The organism is Paenibacillus pinisoli (assembly GCF_003605435.1).
Taxonomy (GTDB): domain Bacteria; phylum Bacillota; class Bacilli; order Paenibacillales; family Paenibacillaceae; genus Pristimantibacillus; species Pristimantibacillus pinisoli.
Genome location: NZ_QXQB01000007.1, coordinates 191,443 through 210,427, shown reverse-complemented (window position 1 = coordinate 210,427; position 18,985 = coordinate 191,443). Strand labels below are relative to the sequence as shown.

The window sequence follows — 18,985 nt, the reverse complement described above, 5'->3', positions numbered from 1 at the left end:
TCTCTGTTCCCTTACCGTTTAAAAATGTAGAAAAACGGGCAAATAGAGTCTCGTAGTTCCCTTACGAATCAACAAAGAATAACTTACCCAACTTCAGAGCCTGTATCTACCAGCCTTAAGCAGGTTTTCGCTGCTATAAAGCTCTTTTTTCGATAAATCTATCTAGAATCTCTACATTTCAATAATTTCCCCAAAATAGAAAAAGACCTCGACCAAATGGTCGGGGTCTTCCCTATTCAGGCATTACAATGCCTATCCGGCTGTCGCTTAATCGCGCATATTCAGCACGTTGTAGATAGCTTGCGCGCTCTCTGCGCGCGTCAGATTCTCCTTCGGCGCAAACCGTCCGCCTGTGCGTCCTTGCACGAGGCCCAGCTCGGCAGCTGCATGGACGTCCTTCAATGCCCAAGCGCTGATCTGGCTCTGATCGGCGAAGGATGGCGAATCCTTGGATGCCGCCTTGCCTTCTGCACCTATTGCGCGATATGCGCGGAGCAGCATGATAGCCATCTCCTCGCGCGTAATGGCGTCATTCGGCGCAAACCGTTCCTCATCGCGGCCTGTTGCGATGCCAAGCCGGAAGGCAGCTTCCGCATATGGCGCATACCAGGCCCCGCGCGGCACATCGGCGAAGACGCCTGCCGCAGGCTCCTTGCCTGCCTCCGCATCCAGCGCCCGTACGAGCATCGCTGCGAATTGCGCGCGCGTCACGCGGGCTTCCGGCGCGAACTGCTTGCTGTTCATGCCTTCGACAATGCCCTTCACCGCGAGCGACTTAATAGCCTGCGCCGCCCAGTGGCTGGCCGGCACATCAGAGAAGCTGCGATCGGCTTCAAGCACGCCGTATGTGCTGAAGTGATTCAGCATCGCGGTCATCCGGCCATCATGCAAGGCTCCGCCAACATAAGCTGCCGTGCCATTCTCGCTAATGTAATAAACGCCGCTCAGCTCGCCATTGATGCCTGCTTCTACTGCAAATGTGACGGTAACCGGCTGCTCGAACTGCTTCAGCACGCCGACTTCGCTATTGCCTTGCATCAGTGAGATGCGGAAGGCGTAAGCGGTCGAGCCTTGCTTGAACGACCAGCCTTCCCGAGCCTGCTTGCCTAACAGCGCTTCAAGCTCTCCTCCAGTCAACGGCTTCGCCTGGAACCGGATGACCGTATCGTCAGCCGAACCGCCCGCAGGCAGCAGCGCTGCCGCAGCGGACAGCACTTCATTCGGCAGCAGGACGGTCAGACCATCGGCTGCCAGCTCCAGATCGCGGCCGCCAAGGAGCATGGCAGCCTGCAGCGGCAGAATGGCAGAGGTGTGTCCACTTGATAGCTTAATTGTTGTTGTGCCCTCCGTTCCTGCTGCGAGGGCGCTGTCCGGAATAATGTCCGCTCCAGGCCACTCAGGAGTCTCCACAACTGACTCTCCGCCGCCCTGCTGCGGCGGCTTCGGCGAGACACCGCTCAGAATCGCCGTTCCGCCGTCTGCGCGCCCTGGAAGCTCGATCGCAATGGTACGGTTCGCCGAGACGATATACGTCTCGCCGCTATACTCATCCGTTGCCGTCGTGCCAGGCGCGAATGGCACTGGCAGCGTCACGGCTGCCGCTTCTTCAGCAGTGTTAATCGCGGTTACGATATTGTCATTGCCGTATTTCTTGTTAAAGGCCAGATAGCCCAGCTCATCCGAGCCTGCCAGCTTCGAGCGCTCTCCCTTAGCATAAAGCTTGGAGTACTTCGCCCGAATATGAAGCAGCTTCGTATAATGCTCATGCAGCTTTTGCTCTTCGTCCAAACGTTCCCATGGCATGGCGCTCCGGTTCTCGCTGAATTGGCCCTGGCTCATATCCCGCGCATTCGCGCCGGAGCGTCCAAGCTCCTCTCCGTAGTAGATCACCGGAATTCCCTTCGCCGTGATTTGCAGCGCGGCTGCAAGCATCAGCTTGCTCTTGTCGCCATCGACGTAATGGGACAGGAAGCCGTCCTCGTCGTGGCTGCTCAGGAACTGCGCCATCATTGTCGTATTCGACAGCTTCGATTCACGGTCTTGCAAATAAGCGTCCACCGCGTCGATGCTGCCATTCGCAAAGCTTTTGGCTTGCGCCTTGAAGCCGAAATCGAGCAGCGCGTCCATCTGGCCGCTCTCCAGCATGCCGCCGTCGCCCTCTACCGTGCCGCCGAAGTATTCGCCCAGCAGCTTGAAGCCCGGATCGATAGCGGTCAGCGCGTTTTTGAATGCGACCCAAGTCGTTGTCTCAACATGCTTCACCGTGTCGACGCGGAAGTAATCGATCGTATCGCCGCGATCCGTTCTGGCTCTCTCCAGCCAGCCCGTCTGCCATTCGATGATTTGCTCGCGCACATCCGCGTTCTCCGTGATGAAGTCCGGCAGGCCGTCAAGCTCTCCCTTGATCGGATTAATGTTCGCCGACAAGTCATTGGTCCGAAGCATATCCTTGAAGCGCGCCTTGTCTTCCTCCGTCACGCCCGCCTGGTTGTCGCCAGGCTTCAAGCCGTAGCCGGTATGATTGAGAACGACGTCCACCATGATCTTGATGCCGCGGTCATGTGCCTTCTCGATTAACTCCTTGAAGGTCTCGATATCGCCCAGATGCTCATCGAGCTTCGTGAAGTCCTTCGCCCAGTAGCCGTGATAGCCATACTGCTTGCCGCCGAAGCCCGCGCCCTGATTAAAATCAATATTGTCTACAATTGGTGTGATCCAGAGCGTGTTGATGCCCAGCTCATCCAGGTAGTCGAGCTTGTCGATCAAGCCTCTGAAGTCTCCGCCGTGGTAAGCCTCCAGATGGGACTTATCTACGTTGATATTATTCGTTTCGTCGCCATCATAGAAACGGTCGGTCAGCAGGAAGTAGATGCGCGACTCATCCCAGTCGAAATCAAGATCTCCTGTGAACGTTCTCGGCTTAACTGCAACTTGTATCCGCTGCGTATACGCATTGCCGTATTGGTCCACCAGCGTGACTGGAATCGACTTCACGCCTGCCGTTACCGATTGCTTGACCGCAATCGTATGCGCCATCAGCTCTGCATTGAACGGCGCCTTGGCCGATCCGCCCAGCGCGGTCAGATCCATATAGCCTTCACGGAATGCCAGAGGCTCTGCGCTGGCAGTGCTGATGCGAAGCACGGCATTCTCGTCATACGTAATGGCGCCAGGCTGAACGCTGCCCGAAAGAGCAACAGCAGGCTTCTTATAGACGACCTCAGACTTGCCGTCTTGTGTGTTCGACGGATCGCTTACTTCTGTAACCGCGCCGTCCTTTGCAACCAGATAGCTATATTCATAGCTCCCCGGAGATACATTCCGAAGCGTATAAGTGAACCATTCCTTGGATGCATCGTAGACCATGTCGTATGACTTGCCTCCGATTTTCACTTGCACGCCTTCGATTATATTCATCAGCCCTTTGCGGAACAGGCTGGCGTCGCGGTAGCGGAAGGTGATATTCCCGTCATGCAGGTAAGGACCGTAGATAGACGGGAATACGTCCAGCTCGCCAACCATGCTATGCACATTCACTTTCATGAAGCGATCGCCTTCCGTCAGCGGGATGACGCGATCATACGGAATGTCCTGCTTCGCCGTGTTCCAGTCGGTGCCCTTGCGAAGGACAAAGCCGACGCCAATCGCATCCTCATGCACTTCAATGGCAGCGGTGGCGATGCCGTTCTCTACCTTGTCGAACAACACCTCTCCATCCTTCACGCCAGTGTTCCATACCCAGATGTTCCAGTCCTTATAGTCTCCATCGGGACGGATGTAGCTGAATTGAAGCGTTCGTGCCGAATCCGGATCGGCGACTTCGATCTGCATGGTTGCCTGGAAGCCCTTGTATTCGACTGTTATAGCCGCTCGTCCAGGGCTGACTGCCTTAATGATGCCCCTCGAAGACACCGTCGCTACGGACGGCTTGTCGGAGACAAAGCTTGCTCCGCTTTTCACCTTCTCCCGGCTTCCGCCCTCGTACTGGGCATAGACCGCAATCGAATGGCTGTCATCCGCCTTGAGCGTACGCTCGCTGCTATCAAGCTGAATCGATACAAGCGCTTGTGCCGCCGCATCCACGCGGATAACAACTGCGCTAAGGGGATCGATCGTCAGCGACTGCCTCGTTAGCGTAAAGCCCGACGGATCGGATACGGCGGTTGTACCCGCCTCGTCGTTGTCGACAATGACGGTGCCGCCTGTCAAATCGACCGGAAGCGTCAGCTGCCTGCTCTCGTCATCGGCATTGACAAAGACATAGTAATGGCCCGTTCCGTCCATCGCAATGTTCTTGTAGCCGATGAGCAGGTCCGTATCGCCGATCTCAGGCGCGTCAATCAGCGTAACATTGGAATCCACCAGATCCTGATCGCCCAGCCGGAACGCATTCGTATGCCGGCGAAGCTCGATCAGCCCCTGCGTATATTCGCTGGTTACATGATTGACCGGATAAGCTGCGGCGTCTGTCGCTTTCGTCCAATCGAACATGTTGATTGCATCCGACGAATCATAGGAGTCATGGACGAAATAACCGAATACCTCGCCGCTCTGATCCTCCAGCGCATGGTACTTATGCTCCGGCGTGCCCGGCGCCAGCCACTGCTTCGTGCGTCCGTACTCTTGGCCGGCATGAAGGAAGGCCGTGCCCTGCGACGTCAAGACGAGCAGGTTGCCGAGGCGAATGCGCTTGTGGATCTCCAGGTCATTCTCCCGAATAGACGGGTCCTTCTTGATGGATTGCGCAATGACGTCATAAAGCGGCAGATTGTCATGCGCCTCGATATACGGCACAATGTCGCCCGGATCGTCCACAGCCGTGTTGCTCGGCTGGCCTTTAATATTGTTCAAGATCGTCTGAATGCTTCTAGCTCCGCCTGTAATGAACCGCGGTTCGCCCTCGGAGCCGAAGCCGGACTTCAGCTCGTTGCGAATCTCGTCGGAGAATACGCCGACATCGTCCGTCTTGTCCATCCAATCCTGGTCGGCGCCCATGCCTGCGAGCGACGGGTCTGCTTCATGCCCGGCGAATGTGCGCCAGCCTTCGCCGATGAACAGCGCGTTCGGATTCAGCTCAGCCGCCGCATCGTACGCCTTCTGTACGGACGGATACGTCGCATCGCCCATCATATCCCAGCGCATGCCGTCGATTTTGTATTCATCGAACCAATACTTCACGGAATCGACCATCAGCTTCTCGGCCATCGCGTGATTGGTTGCGAGGTTATTGCCGAAGCCTCCGATGAAGGAACCGTCCGGCCTCTGGAACGCATAATAGTTCGGCACGATATCGTTCAGGAAATCGGCTTTGGCCATATGAGTGTAGACAACGTCCAGCACAACGCCCATGCCCGCCTCATGAATGGCATGGATCAGCTCCTTCAGCTCCTTGACGCGAAGCTCAGGGTCCTTCGCATTCTCGGAATAAGCGCCGTCCGGCGAGAAGTAGCTGTGCGGGTCATAACCCCAGTTATATTCATTGTCCTTGGAAGAATAATCGAGCTCGCGGATATCCATAGCCGCTTCATCGCCGTAATACCATGCCATCACCGGCAGCAGCTGAATATGAGTGACGCCTAGCGACTGGATATACGGCAGCTTGTCGATAAACGCCTTATACGAGCCCCAGCGCGAGTTCAGGTCGCCTTCGATGGAGGGATCGGAAGTGAAGTCGCGAATATGCGCCTCCCATATAATCGCATCCTCGCGTTGTCCGTAACCGTCGATGGACGCATAGCCGAAGCCCGCAGGATCCGTGACGCCAAGATCAATGATGGCAGCCTTGCCCACTGTATCGCCGTCCGGCCCGGCCTCTCCCTTCGTATTCACGCGGAACTCCGCCATGGATTTGGCGTACGGATCAAGCACTTGCTTCGTCACGCCGTCATTCGTCACTTCGTATTGGTAGAAGTAGCCGCGCAGATCCGTGACCGAAGCGTTCGCGAGATCGCCTGGCGCCACTGTCGCAGCCCATACGCCATAATCGCCTAGCAGCAGATTTGCTTGGCCTACAAGCTTCGATGCATCGTTCTTGTCATAGAAATTAACCGTCACTTTGCTTGCCTTAGGCGCCCATAGCTTCAGCTTCACGCTGCCGCCTTGATAGGTTGCGCCAAGATCGTTGCCATTGTAGGTGAACTTGTGATCGATCATTCTCCAGCCTGCATTCGCCGCAACTGTTCTTCCCCCGTATGTGACGGAGAGCGGCGCCAGCTCCAGATCGATGCTGCCGGACAGCACGAGCTGCACCGTCGTCCCTCCGGTTACGCTTGCCGACTTTGCACGTAGAGGATTGCCGTCCTTGTCTTCAAGCGCGATAGCCTGCAGCAAGGCGTCTCCCGTCAGCCCTTCTGTCGACGTAAAGCCAAGCAATAGCTCATTCTCCGAGACAATCTCGGCGGATACGATCGCTTTGGCCACTTCGCCTGTCGGCGAGGCATAGACCTTGTCGTCGCCCTGCTTGATCCAAATTTGATTATTCTCTACCGATGACAGCACGACCGACTTGTCTCCGCCATCCTTCTCGCCTGACGTGCGATGCACGACAAGGAAGCCAACTTTGGACGCATGGTCAGCCAGCGGCACATCGACATAAGCGCCATAGCTGTCCCGCTTGTCTGCCGGGAACGCCGTCGCGCCGGACGGCCAGTTCGCCGACGGCGACGCCACATGGTCCCACAGCCATAGGCCATAACCGGCATAGCCCTGGTCCGCACGCTGGTAGTGAATCCGCAGATGCCCATCCGGCACCGGGTCAGCATCAGGATCAACCGGCACGCTGTAGCGGGCCTCCACTTCATGCGTGGCCGCATCATACGTGAACGTGACCGGCAGCTCCTGCGGCAGCGCCAGCACAGCGTTCGAGCCGGGATAAGCTGCCGCGTCCCAGCTGTTGCCGAGAATGATCTTATACTCATAATTGCCCCCCGGCAAAGTCGCCACGGCTTCATACACACCGTTGTAGTCTTCATCGGCAAGTATCAGTTTGGCTTCCGCCGGGCTCCAATTGCCCGCATCGCCGAGCGCCGTCTGCAGGTTGCCCACAATTCTTGGCGTCTGCTCCTGCGGCAGCGGCGTGTAGTACGTGGAATCGGCAATTTTCCGTGTCATATGGTTGTAGTAGAACGTGATCTCCGTCTCTTCCTTGAGCTGAAGCACAATATTGCCGCCATCTTCTACTCCGTCCGGATTCGTATAACTGCCGAAGCCGTAGCTTTCATCCCATGTACCGTTAAGCGCAACCTTGTAGGAGTAGTCTCCCGCAGGCAGCTTGCCAATAAGCCGATATTCCCCTCCTCCCGCATAAGTCATCACCGTATCCGCTGAGGATGGGTCCCAGTCTCCAGCAGCGCCGAGCGCCCTCTGCAGGTCTCCCACCAATGTCACCTTGCCGGGCAGCCCGTCACTCGCCTGTGCGGGCAGAATGCCGAGCGTCGTCCAGGTCAGCGCGGCGATCAATAGCATCGCTACAAGCCTTCTGAACCTGTTCATCATAGCCATGAATTAGTCCCCTTTCTTTGCGCAAACGTTTGCATTTTGCGCAAAATAAAAACAAACGAACTCAAGTCTCAACATCCAGCCTGCTTGAAACGGCAAAATTAACTTGAAAGCGCTTGCTTAAGGTCATTTTAAGCGCAGAAATAAAGCGCTGTCAATCCTTTTATCGTCCTAGTTCCGCTGTATAAATAAAATAAGCGCCCTGATGGCAACGTTTGCACCATGCTGTCGAATAGACTCGATGTTATAGAAGTCTTCTAGAATGTATGGAAATATAGTACATTTTAGAAAGTCATAATGGGGATGCCGCGTTACTGCGTCCCACTACATGCTAGGAGGCTCCGAATGCCATGTTCAAAAAAATCGTAAAGCGGCTGCTCTGGATTGTGATCACAGCCGTCGCCCTATTAGCCGCATTCCTGATTTACATCACCGCAATAGATTATAAGCCGCCAGCTCAGGTGAAGCTGCCCCATGAGAGCCATCAAACTGCGATTATTAAACAAGGCGAGCCTTTCAAAGCAACGACGTTCAATATCGGCTATGCCGGCCTGGATCGGGGACAGGACTTCTTCATGGATGGCGGAACGAAGTCCAGATCCGCGAGCAAGGAGCAGACCGAAGCTAATCTGGATGCCATAATGGGCTTCTTGAGCGATTCGGACTCGCAGCTCATTCTGCTCCAGGAGGTTGACCGTGAATCCTCCCGCAGCTATAAGATTGACGAGGCACAGCGTATTGAAGAGGGCTTGCAAGGCTATGACCGGATCTTTGCCTATAACTATAAAGTGCCTTGGGTTCCCGTTCCACTGACGCAGCCTATGGGTGCGGTGAAGAGCGGACTGCTGACGCTGTCGGCCTTCTCCACCGGCTCTCATACCCGCTTCGATCTTCCGGGCAAGGAAAGCTGGCCGGTACAGCTGTTCGAGCTGGACCGCGGCTTCATTGAGAGCAGGCTGCCTGTCGATAACGGCAAGGAGCTCGTGCTTGTTAATCTCCATCTATCGGCCTTTGATAAAGGCGGGCGGATACGGAAGCAGCAGCTCGACTTTCTCGAGGGTTATCTGGAGGGCGAGGCCGCTAAAGGGAATTACATTATGGTCGGCGGCGACTGGAACCACTCCCTGCCGTCCACCGAGCCCGATACATTTCCGGCGCAGCAGGAATGGCCGGAATGGCTGCAGCCGTTCCCGGACACATTCGGGCCCGATGGCTTCCAGTGGGCTGTTGATGGGGCCACGCCTACCGTCCGCACGTTAGATGCCGCCTATGAGGAGGGCGTCAACTTCCTTGCCGTCATCGACGGCTTCTTCGTCTCGCCGAACATCGAGATTGTGCAGGTTGCAGGGACGTCTCTGCATTTCGAGAACAGCGACCATAATCCGGTGACAGGGACGTTTATTTTGAAATAAGCCGACATGCTGAAGGCATGCTCCACGGACGGGCGGCGTTCCTTCAAGCGGGACCCAAGCTGTCCATTCCTTCTGGAATCTATTATAATAGTCACGTATTCGCACTTATCCCACTATGCCGAAGGAGAGTAGATGAATATGTACGATATCGTCATTATTGGCGCAGGACCCGCAGGCGCAAGCGCGGCTATCTACGCAGCCAAGTCCGGGAAGAAAACGCTCCTTTTTGACAATGACAAAAGCATCACCAAGAAAGCCCTTCTCCGCAACCATTACGGCGCTCCCGATATTACCGGGCCCGATCTGGTGGAGACCGGCAAGAAGCAAGCGGCCGAGTTCGGCGCGGAGATTATTCAGGATACGGTCATCAATCTAATCCAAAGCGATTCCGTCATTCAAGTTAAGACGGAAAATCAAAGCTACGAGGCAAACCATGTCATTCTCGCCACCGGTTTGAGCGTAGATCTGGCCGAAAAGGCTGGCATCGCCACCAAAGATGGAACAGAGCCCCGGATTAAAACTGTTGTCGACGTCGATGCCAGCGGCAAAACATCCGTTCCGGGCATCTGGGCGGCAGGCACAGTGGCAGGCGTAAGCGTGCATACCATTGTAACAGCCGGCGACGGCGCCAAGGTCGCGATTAACGTCATCAGCGAGCTGAATGGCGCGCGTTATGTGGATCATGATATTTTGAAGGCGTAGAGCCATTATAGACATGCAAAAAGAGCGCCCTGTCCGGCGCTCTTTCTTATTGAGTACTCTATTGGACTGTACCCGCTAATGCTCCTCTTCATCCGGCCAAGAGAAATCCTCCCCCGGCTGATACCGATGCTGCTCCAAATCCACGCGGCCCTCTTCATCGGCCAATACTCCCTCGCTGCTTAGATACAGAATCTGCTTGAAGCGCGACTCTTCATCCATTAGGGCAATCATGCCTTTGGCATTGACGACCCTGTGCCAGGGCAGCTTGTGGGCGGCGCTCATCGAGTGCAGAATACGGACGACCTGCCTCGCGCCTCTCGGACTTCCGGCGGCTTCGGCGATTTGTCCATAGGTCATCACATACCCCTCTGGAATGTTTTGTATGATGTGTATGACTCGTCTCGTAAATGGCTGCATGCAAGACTCCTTATCGATATAGGTTAAGTGCCGTTCTCCTCAGGTACAGCCTAATGTATCATACCTTGGCTGGAAATTAAACCGCACTTCGATTTCGTCTGGAGGTTGTATTACAATAGGGATACTGCTTGCTCCTCAGGAGCGCTCAATGGTACGGATTGGAGGTTCTAGCATGGCAACTACTATCTACGCCGACTGGGGCGGACATTATGTGAAATTAACCTGGCTGCCGGGGATAAACAGTCCTGATCCAGCCCTTGTGACAAGCGTCCACGGCGTATGTATAGATCAAGGCAAAATCATGCTTGTGCATGTCACAGGCCGGGGCTTCAACTTGCCCGGCGGGCATGTGGAGGAGGGGGAATCGCCGGAGGAAACGGTCATTCGGGAATGTATGGAGGAGGGCTATGTCAAGTGCGCGAACCCTCGCTTGATTGGCGCCATTCAAGTCAGCCATGAGGAGAATCCGAAGTTCGATCCGAACGGCAGATATCCGCTGATTGGCTATCAGCTCTTCTATCAGGCAGACGTCGCGGAATGCCTTCCTTATCTTAGAGAACATGAATGCACGTCAAGAATTTGGGTCGAGCCACAGCTCTCCGCCTATGTCATGGAAGACCACAACCTGGCGTATCTTATCGTGGAAGAAGCCGTCCGCCATGCAGATGCTTTGACATAAATAAGAAAGACTCGGGTGCTTACGCTTGTAAGCTATCCGAGTCTTTCTTATTTTCGTTGAAGTCCAGATGAAAGTGGAGAAACCATGCTTTGCCGAAGACAGCATTGAAGGAATCATCGTTGCCGTCAAACACGACATTGTATATTTTGGCGAGCTGCTTGTAGTAGTGTCTAGTGAAATACAATAGATTCGCCAGAGTAAGCGCTGACGGAATGATATAACGAATCAGAGTAAAGTCAATCAGCAGCATATACATGCCGATCCAAAGCACGACGGAGCTGATCAACACTGGAATATGGAACAGGATCGTCTCGGAGCTGTAGAGATTCCTCCAGTAGGAGCTCCACCCTTTAACCTTGACCTCGTTCCCTGCCTGGCGGGTTACCAGCACCGAATCCATGCTTTTTTTCAAATTCCGGTAGAACATATGCTGGACGAGCGCTTTGTTAATGGCTTCTTTATCAAAGTTATTGAGCTGCTTGATCACCCGGCAAGTGATCCAGTACACTTCCTTGTACACCCGGTACCTTACGACAACCCAAGTAAGCAATATGCCTAGTATAAACAAGGCAAGGAAGCTAAGCCCCTTTATGAACGTGGCTACGCTTAAATCAATGATGGCAGGAATAACAAAGCTGATAATGGCAATATAAAACGCAATGATCTGATCCCTCTTCGTCTGCTGGAGGCCCAGCTCATTAACGCAGAGGCTGTACGCTTGCTCCAGATGGAAGTCCTTTTCATCGTCTAAAATCTCTTTGTCTATCTTGTAGTCCTTATACAAAAACTTCTTCTTTTTCTTCTGCACAGCCACACAGACAGCCCCCGACTCGTCATGTCTTAGCGGTCGTACGGAATCTTAGGCACCTCATCCGTAACGGCACGCTTCAAGTAATCATAATTCTCTTTCGTATTCGCGCAGATTAGCGGGATCGGACGGTGGAAGACCGTTCGGCTGAGCTCGACCGTCCCTACATAACCGCCCGCTTCCCGGATCAGAATCTCACCCGCTGCAAAATCCCATGGGAAGACACGCATCTCAAAATACAAATCGACTCGCCCTGCCGCCAAATAAGCAAGCTCCAGCGCAGCAGAGCCCAGACGGCGAATATCGTCGCAGTCCTCATACACTTTCTCGATAATGCGGAAGCAAGGCCCCGCCAAGTCCTTGTTGTACAAGCTCATGGCCGTACAGAATAACGAATGGGACAAATCATGATCGGAGACCTTCATCGGTCTGCCGTTCACGTAAGCGCCCTTGCCCTGCTCGGCATAAAACATCTCATCCCGGTACGGATGATAGACGACGCCCAGCACAGGCACGCCACCCTTCACAAGTCCGACCGAAATGACGCTAAGCCCGATATCTCTTATAAAATTGGACGTCCCGTCGATCGGATCTACAATCCATAGATATTCGTGGTTGTAGTCAACCTCTTCGCTTTCCTCGCCAATAAATCCGCAATCCGCAACTAACGGCACCAGCCGCTCCTTCAAAAAATGCTGCACCGACAAATCGACGGAAGTCACCTGGTTTGAGGCCGAGCCTTTGCTAAGGACGGTAAATTGTTTATTTTTGAATAATTCGCTTGCTTCACGTACAATTTCGATTACTTTTTCAATCATATCTTACACCTGCCTGTATATTTTTTCTATATTTAATTTATTCGCTGCAATATACCGCGTTATCCATTTATTCCTCCTATATTATAGCGCTTTTCCCTGAGGCTTCTTGCTGGCCGGGAACAGTCCGGTTCCAATGAGAAGGATGGCCAAAATAGTAGACCCGACCAACAGCTCCGCCGATTCGTATTCGCGAATCGCATGGATAATGAGGATGGTGGTCGAATTGAAGGCTATGTGCATGAGGACGGAAGCCCAAAGGCTCTTCGCGCGAAGCGCGGCCCACGCGAACAGCAGGCCTAATAGAAATGCGTAGGCCATTTGAAACGGATGGGTATGGAGAAGCGCGAACAGAATAGCCTGCGCGACAACGGCTGTCGCAAGGGAATATACATGACGGAGCGTCCGCAAGACGATTCCGCGCAGCATGATCTCTTCGAGCAGCGGAGCCAGTACCCCTGCGGTCATCCATACGATCAGAATGGAGCCGGAGGTCAGCTCCGACGTTACTTTCCGCTCATGGCTGACTGCCAGCTGCCCCAATATATCGAGCTGGAGAATATAGCCGAACATCAGGCTGAGCAGCATGCCGAGTCCGATAAAGAGGCCCGTTTGCCGCATTCCGATTCTGCGGAAGCCGCTAAACTCCCATAGCGAGCTCTTCTTCTCCTGGCGGGTCACGACAGCGAGCATAGATAGCGAAAGCAGCACGCCGAGGATGGTGGCGGCATTGACATTAAGGCCGTCCCACGAGAAGCTCTCCTGCATTCTATTCTGGACGATGGCTACGCATAGCTTTGCCAGAATAAACGAGCCTCCAATCAGAAAGGCATAACCAATCAAATCCAGCCATGCGTGCCGCATCGTGTATCTTTTCAAAACCGCTAGCCCCCTATCCTGTCCGCACTGCCGGGACGGCGCGTTATAGAAATAATCAATCCAAGCCTGCCGTTATCCAATATAATCCTATTCGACGCCATTATACTAATATTACGATCTTCTCGTATACTGAAAAAAATGGTTGGACGAATACCGCCTGCCGGAATAGCAAAGAACCCCCGCCCAAGTGCAGGCGGAGGCTCTTGATTGCTGATGCTTTACGGTACGACTACCGTAATCGTGTCGCTGAGCACTGTACCGAACGGATTAGTAAGCTCAACCTGGTACGTGTACGTTCCTGACGGACGTCTGAGGGTCCAGCTTGCGGATTGTCCCGGCGAACTGCTGAACTCCTCGTAGTAATGGTGCGAATACTCTTGCCCATTCTCCAGAAGTCGTCCGGAGGTCGCTTTGTTGCCATTCCAAATTGTCCAATTTATGACAAACTCGCCTGTTGTGTGTAATTTATTGTCATTAAGCTCTATACTAGGCTTGGCAGGGGCTCCAGTGGCTGATGTAGCTACCTGATTAATGGAGTTGGACCAAGTCGAGCCGCATTCATTCTTCGCGATAATGCCAAAGGAATAGCCGATATAGCCATTGCGCAGATTCGTGACAGTGAAGCTGGTATCTTGAATATTTTGAGCAGCATACGGCGCTCTTGGGGAATAATAGACATCATAAGCGTCAGCGCCTGCAGAAGGTGTCCAAGACAGCGCCATCGTGCGATTGCCCGGGGTTGCAGTCAGGGTGAAGTCACCCGGTTTCTCGCAAGCGACTGCCGGTTCCGCACTTGCCGCTCCGAATATGGATAGGGATAGAACAAGCGTTAAGCCTAACGCCGCCAGTTTTTTTTGAATCTTTCTCATAATCTCTCTCCTATTTGTATATTTGGTATAAATCTAGGAGTACTCCTATATTAAAACTCAAGATTGGACGTCCACCTATAATATAGCAATTACTAGCATATATGTCAAAATAAGATATTGTGTAGCGGCGCTTGCGTTTTTATCAGTTGAGTAGTAAAGTGATAACAAGACAAGCGAATGCGAGGAAGATCCTAGATGCAGAATAATACCATCGGCTCGTTAATCTGGCTGCGCTTGATGCGCTTCACGAATCAAAGCAATCAGATGTCGAATGCCTTTTTGAAGCGCTTTGGCCTGACTACGGCTCAATTCGATGCCCTCATGCAGATTCGCGCTTATCAGCCGCTGACCCAGATGGAGCTCGCAGAAAAAGTGACGGTGACGCAAGGCGGCATCTCGCGCATGCTGGAGCGTCTGGAGAAGGAAGGCTACATCGTTCGCAAGCAGGACTGGAAAACGAAGACGATCCGCCTTACGGAGAGAGGAGAAGCCGTGCTGGAGCTGGCGATGCCGGAGCAGTTGGCCTTTCAAACCTCCTTCTTCGAGGAAGTGCTGAGCAAGGAAGAGCAGCAGACACTATACACGCTTATGACCCGCGTTCACAAACATAGCCAGAAAAAAGAATTACCGCACGAGTAATTTTTTTAACTATCAGTTGACTAGTCAAGTTATAAAAGGAGGATGTACCCTATGCCAACGATTACCGGACATCATCACATCTCTATGCTGACCAAGCATGCGAAGGACAACAATTATTTTTACCGGAACATTCTGGGGCTTCGACGCGTGAAGAAGACGGTCAATCAAGACGATCCGTCGATGTACCACCTCTTCTATGGCGACTTGACCGGATCTGCAGGAACGGAGCTCTCCTTCTTCGAGATGCCCCGGCTTGCCGGCACGGTCCGCGGCACCAATGCGATTACCCGCATCGGCTTGCTCGTGCCGTCTGCAGACAGCCTGCATTACTGGAGCAAGCGCTTCGAGCAATTCGGCGTGCAGCACGGCGGGATCACGCTTTTTGCCGGACGGGAATCCTTGCTCTTCGAAGACGGTGAAGGGCTCCGTCTAGCCTTGATCAATCATGCTGGAGAAGCTGTGCCGGAGCACTGGGCCCCTTGGGATGAACCAAGCGTCGAGGAGGAGCACCGTATTCTCGGGATGGGTACGGTCGAATTCACAGTGCGAAGCTTGGAAGACACGGCCCGCATTCTCCGGGACATGCTGGGCTATGTAGAGGCCTCCCGCACAAGCGAAGAAGCCGTCTATCAATCCATGGCGGGAGAAGCATTCGGCGAAATCGTCGTGAAGCAAGAGGATGGCCCGAACGAGAGGCCCGGCAAAGGGAGCGTTCATCATCTGGCCATTCGCGTCAAGGACGAACCGGAGCTTCGTTACTGGGATGCCATCATCCGGCAGCAGGGCTTCCGCTCATCCGGCATTATAGACCGCTTCTACTTCCACAGCCTGTACTTCCGCGAAGCCAACGGGATCCTGATCGAGATGGCAACGGATGGACCGGGCTTCACCGCCGACTCGTCCGTGGAAGAGCTGGGCCGCAAGCTGGACTTGCCGCCATTCCTGGAGGGGCGCCGCGCCGAAATTGAAAGCAAGCTGATTCCACTGGATTGAACGAAGTCGCGGTAGAGTGAGAGAGCTCACAAGGTTACTATCGCGGTGTCAGAATGATGATTGATGCTCGCATGATGTTCATTCTCATATGACTGCAGCCAGGTTTGGCATTTGGCTCACAATCCACGGCTATGCTTTACGTGATTTCGCCCTTTTCTCGCGTGTAACGGTGTGTAGCGTTACTATTTCCGCTTTTGAGGCGATTCCACGCTTCTAACGGGGCTACATACCGCTGTTTACGTGATTTCGCCCTTTTCTCGCGTGTAACGGTGTGTGGCGTTACTATTTCCGCTTTTGAGGCGATTCCACGCTTCTAACGGTGCCACACACTGCTACTTCTGCTCTTGGGAAAAGTCCCTTTATCATCCTCCCGCACTTTGACACAGCATTATAAGCTAGGTTCCGCAGAAGGTGCGGTACGGATGTGCCGACGGCTCAGACAACGCCGCATATTCTTCTTGCTCTGGCGTATGTGCATATGGATTGCGCAGCACGGCAATCAGCTTATGCATCACACTAAGATCGCCCGTCTCCACAGCCGCCTTCAGCGCTTCCTCCACCCTGTGATTGCGCGGAATTACGGCAGGATTGCTGTTCATCATCAGCTGCCTTGCCTCTTCGGCACTCTCCGGCTGACTGCTCAGCCGCTCTTGCCAGCGCGCATGCCATTCGCGGAAGCCCTCGACATCCGACATCGCCACATCCTCCAGCTTGCCGATTGTCAGCGCCTTGAAGGTATTCGTATAGTCCGCCTGATGCTCCCGCATCACGTCCAGCAGCGCCTTGACCAGCAACTCGTCCTCGGGCTCCTCATGGAATAAGCCAAGCTTCGCCCGCATACCGTTCATCCAGCGGCTGTAGAAGCTGTCGACAAAACCTTTGATCGCTTCCTCTGCCAGCTCGATTGCCTTCTCTTCTTCCTCGTGAAGGAGCGGCAGCAGCGCCTCAGCAAGTCTAGCCAGATTCCATGCCGCAATATTGGGCTGATTGCCGTAAGCATAGCGCCCTTGCTTATCGATAGAGCTGAATACGGTCGCCGGATCATAAGCATCCATGAATGCGCACGGGCCATAATCGATCGTCTCGCCGCTCAGCGCCATATTGTCCGTATTCATCACGCCATGGATAAAGCCCGCCAATTGCCATTTTGCAATAAGCTCGCCCTGGCGCTTGATGACCTCCTTCAGCAGTGCGAGATAACGATTGCCGCCGGGGTCGGCGTCCGCATAATGCCGATTCCACGTATAGTCGGCCAAGGCGCGCAAATCGTCTATCGTCCCGCCTCCCGCAGCATACTGGAACGTTCCGACGCGAATATGGCTTGCCGCCACGCGAGTCAGAACAGCGCCCGGCAGCACCGTCTCGCGGTAGACCGGCTCGCCTGTTGTCACGACAGCAAGGCTCCGTGTCGTAGGGATGCCTAGTCCATGCATCGCCTCGCTGATGATGTATTCGCGCAGCATGGGGCCAAGGGCCGCTCTCCCGTCGCCGCCGCGGGAATACGGCGTCCGTCCCGAGCCCTTCAGCTGGATATCGAATCGCTCGCCTGCAGGCGTAATCTGCTCACCGATCAGCATGGCGCGCCCGTCTCCCAGCATCGTGAAATGCCCGAACTGATGGCCTGCGTACGCTTCAGCCAGCGGCAGCGAGCCCTCCGGCATCTCATTGCCCGCGAATGCGGCTACTCCTTCCCCGCTCTTCAGCGCCTCAGCATCCAGTCCAAGTGCAGCGGCAAGGGGCTCATTGAGCACGACCAGCCCGGGGTCAGCCACTGGGTTAGGCTCTATTCTGCTATAAAACATTTCCGGCAAGCCGGCATAACTATTGTCAAAGTTCCAACCAGCGTTTATGTTCGTGTTTTTGGCCGTCATGATATCTCCTTTGGAACAATCTGTTATGAGTCATTTTCCTTCTATATCTCCCTTATTATACCCTTCGAACCTGCGTCAAGGCCCTTATATCTTCTGGATATAAAAAAAATTTTTCGAGCCGCTTAAACGAGTTAATCCACTACCCTATCACAGCAATAAAGCCAGACTTTATGCGGCTTCCACGAGCTTTGGATCGTTCGGTTTTTGGACAAAAAAACACCATATCTTTCTATTTCCTCCCTAATTGGTTTGTACTATGTTATTATTAATTTGCATTATTGCGTCAAAAAACTTAAAATAATACGAAATCGCGCTCTGAGAGAGTGACTGGCATTAGGCTGAATCTCGCATTTTTTAGGAGGATTTAACATGGGTAGAATCAAGATTGGCATCGTAGGCTACGGCAACCTAGGCAAAGGGGTCGAGAAGGCCCTGGCGCAAAACCCGGACATGGAGCTCGTTGCAGTATTTACGCGCAGACAGCCAGAGCAGCTGGCAACAGGCAGCGTGAAGTTCGAGCACATCTCGGCAGCAGAGCAATACAAAGGCAAAATCGACGTCATGATTCTGTGCGGCGGATCGGCTACAGACCTGCCAGAACAGACTCCGTTCTTCGCAAGCATGTTCAACACAGTGGACAGCTTCGATACACATGCAAAAATCCCGGAGTTCTTCGACGCGGTTAACGCTGCAGCAACAACAGGCGGCAATCTAAGCGTTATCTCCACAGGCTGGGATCCCGGCTTATTCTCGCTCAATCGATTGCTAGGCCAATCCATTCTACCTGAAGGCACTGATTACACATTCTGGGGCAAAGGCGTCAGCCAAGGCCACTCCGATGCGATTCGCCGCGTACCCGGCGTGAAAGCCGGCGTACAATACACCGTTCCTGTCCAGTCCGTCATCGATCGTATTCGCAACGGTGAAACTCCTGAGCTTACAACACGCGAGAAGCATCTTCGCGAGTGCTACGTCGTAGCGGAAGAAGGCGCTGACCAAGAGTTGATCCGCGAGACGATTGTATCCATGCCGAACTACTTCTCAGACTACGATACGACAGTGACGTTCATTACCGAGGAACAGCTGAAAGCGGAACATCAAGGCATGCCGCACGGCGGATTCGTTATTCGCAGCGGTGTGACTGGCGAAGGCACGAAGCAAATTATTGATTTTGGCCTGAAGCTGGAGAGCAATCCAGAATTTACGGCAAGCGTACTGGTTGCCTATGCAAGAGCTGCCAACCGATTGAGCAACGAAGGTCAGAACGGCGCCAAGACGGTATTCGATATTCCGTTCGCTTACCTGTCGCCGAAGTCCGGCGAGGAACTGCGTCGCGATCTGCTGTAATCAACCGGTTTGATAGATAGAAGTACCTAGCTAGTCATTTTCCCGATAGAAGGAGCG

At 53.8% G+C, this 18,985-nt stretch carries 13 protein-coding genes; 6 read left to right on the top strand and 7 right to left on the bottom strand.

From position 1 onward, the window contains the following. Window positions 1–267 precede the first annotated feature (267 nt). On the bottom strand, window positions 268–7,500 hold the full coding sequence (locus D3P09_RS25060; RefSeq protein WP_120114171.1) for an alpha-amylase family glycosyl hydrolase: 7,233 nt from the start codon (window positions 7,498–7,500) through the stop codon (window positions 268–270). 347 nt (window positions 7,501–7,847) lie between these two features. On the opposite strand from D3P09_RS25060, the gene D3P09_RS25055 reads away from it, so the two are divergent. Then, window positions 7,848–8,909, top strand: a complete 1,062-nt coding sequence (locus tag D3P09_RS25055; protein WP_120114170.1) for an endonuclease/exonuclease/phosphatase family protein — start codon at window positions 7,848–7,850, stop codon at window positions 8,907–8,909. Window positions 8,910–9,047: 138 nt separating this feature from the next. Next, complete coding sequence (locus D3P09_RS25050; protein WP_120114169.1) at window positions 9,048–9,611, top strand: FAD-dependent oxidoreductase; 564 nt, start codon at window positions 9,048–9,050, stop codon at window positions 9,609–9,611. Between the two features lie 75 nt (window positions 9,612–9,686). Here the strand turns inward: D3P09_RS25050 and D3P09_RS25045 are convergent, their stop codons facing one another. Next, window positions 9,687–10,028, bottom strand: coding sequence for an MGMT family protein (locus D3P09_RS25045; protein ID WP_120114168.1), 342 nt, complete (start codon window positions 10,026–10,028; stop codon window positions 9,687–9,689). A gap of 172 nt (window positions 10,029–10,200) precedes the next feature. Between D3P09_RS25045 and D3P09_RS25040 the strand changes: the two genes are divergently transcribed. After that, window positions 10,201–10,707: an NUDIX hydrolase gene (locus D3P09_RS25040; RefSeq protein WP_120114167.1), complete on the top strand. Its 507-nt coding sequence runs from the start codon at window positions 10,201–10,203 to the stop codon at window positions 10,705–10,707. Window positions 10,708–10,726: 19 nt separating this feature from the next. Here the strand turns inward: D3P09_RS25040 and D3P09_RS25035 are convergent, their stop codons facing one another. The 4 genes from D3P09_RS25035 to D3P09_RS25020 all read right to left on the bottom strand — a co-directional run bounded on the left by D3P09_RS25035 (window position 10,727) and on the right by D3P09_RS25020 (window position 14,078). Further along, window positions 10,727–11,521: a hypothetical protein gene (locus tag D3P09_RS25035; RefSeq protein WP_120114166.1), complete on the bottom strand. Its 795-nt coding sequence runs from the start codon at window positions 11,519–11,521 to the stop codon at window positions 10,727–10,729. A gap of 26 nt (window positions 11,522–11,547) precedes the next feature. Then, window positions 11,548–12,333: an inositol monophosphatase family protein gene (locus D3P09_RS25030; protein ID WP_120114165.1), complete on the bottom strand. Its 786-nt coding sequence runs from the start codon at window positions 12,331–12,333 to the stop codon at window positions 11,548–11,550. A gap of 81 nt (window positions 12,334–12,414) precedes the next feature. After that, window positions 12,415–13,209: a CPBP family intramembrane glutamic endopeptidase gene (locus D3P09_RS25025; protein WP_120114164.1), complete on the bottom strand. Its 795-nt coding sequence runs from the start codon at window positions 13,207–13,209 to the stop codon at window positions 12,415–12,417. A 218-nt stretch (window positions 13,210–13,427) separates the two neighbouring features. Continuing rightward, window positions 13,428–14,078 (bottom strand): fibronectin type III domain-containing protein, encoded by a 651-nt coding sequence (locus D3P09_RS25020; protein WP_120114163.1) that lies wholly within the window; start codon window positions 14,076–14,078, stop codon window positions 13,428–13,430. 195 nt (window positions 14,079–14,273) lie between these two features. On the opposite strand from D3P09_RS25020, the gene D3P09_RS25015 reads away from it, so the two are divergent. Further along, the gene (locus D3P09_RS25015) at window positions 14,274–14,717 is read left to right on the top strand and encodes a MarR family winged helix-turn-helix transcriptional regulator (RefSeq protein WP_120114162.1); all 444 of its coding nucleotides are present in this window, start codon (window positions 14,274–14,276) and stop codon (window positions 14,715–14,717) included. 51 nt (window positions 14,718–14,768) lie between these two features. Then, a complete protein-coding gene (locus D3P09_RS25010; protein ID WP_120114161.1) occupies window positions 14,769–15,710 on the top strand; it encodes a ring-cleaving dioxygenase in 942 nt (313 codons plus the stop codon). A gap of 395 nt (window positions 15,711–16,105) precedes the next feature. On the opposite strand, the gene D3P09_RS25005 is transcribed toward D3P09_RS25010, so the two are convergent. Then, window positions 16,106–17,581, bottom strand: coding sequence for a protein adenylyltransferase SelO (locus D3P09_RS25005; RefSeq protein WP_120114160.1), 1,476 nt, complete (start codon window positions 17,579–17,581; stop codon window positions 16,106–16,108). Between the two features lie 369 nt (window positions 17,582–17,950). Between D3P09_RS25005 and D3P09_RS25000 the strand changes: the two genes are divergently transcribed. Beyond that, window positions 17,951–18,928 carry a diaminopimelate dehydrogenase gene (locus D3P09_RS25000; RefSeq protein ID WP_120114159.1) on the top strand — a complete coding sequence of 326 codons (978 nt, stop codon included), beginning with the start codon at window positions 17,951–17,953 and terminating at the stop codon, window positions 18,926–18,928. The last annotated feature ends 57 nt before the right edge of the window (window positions 18,929–18,985 follow it).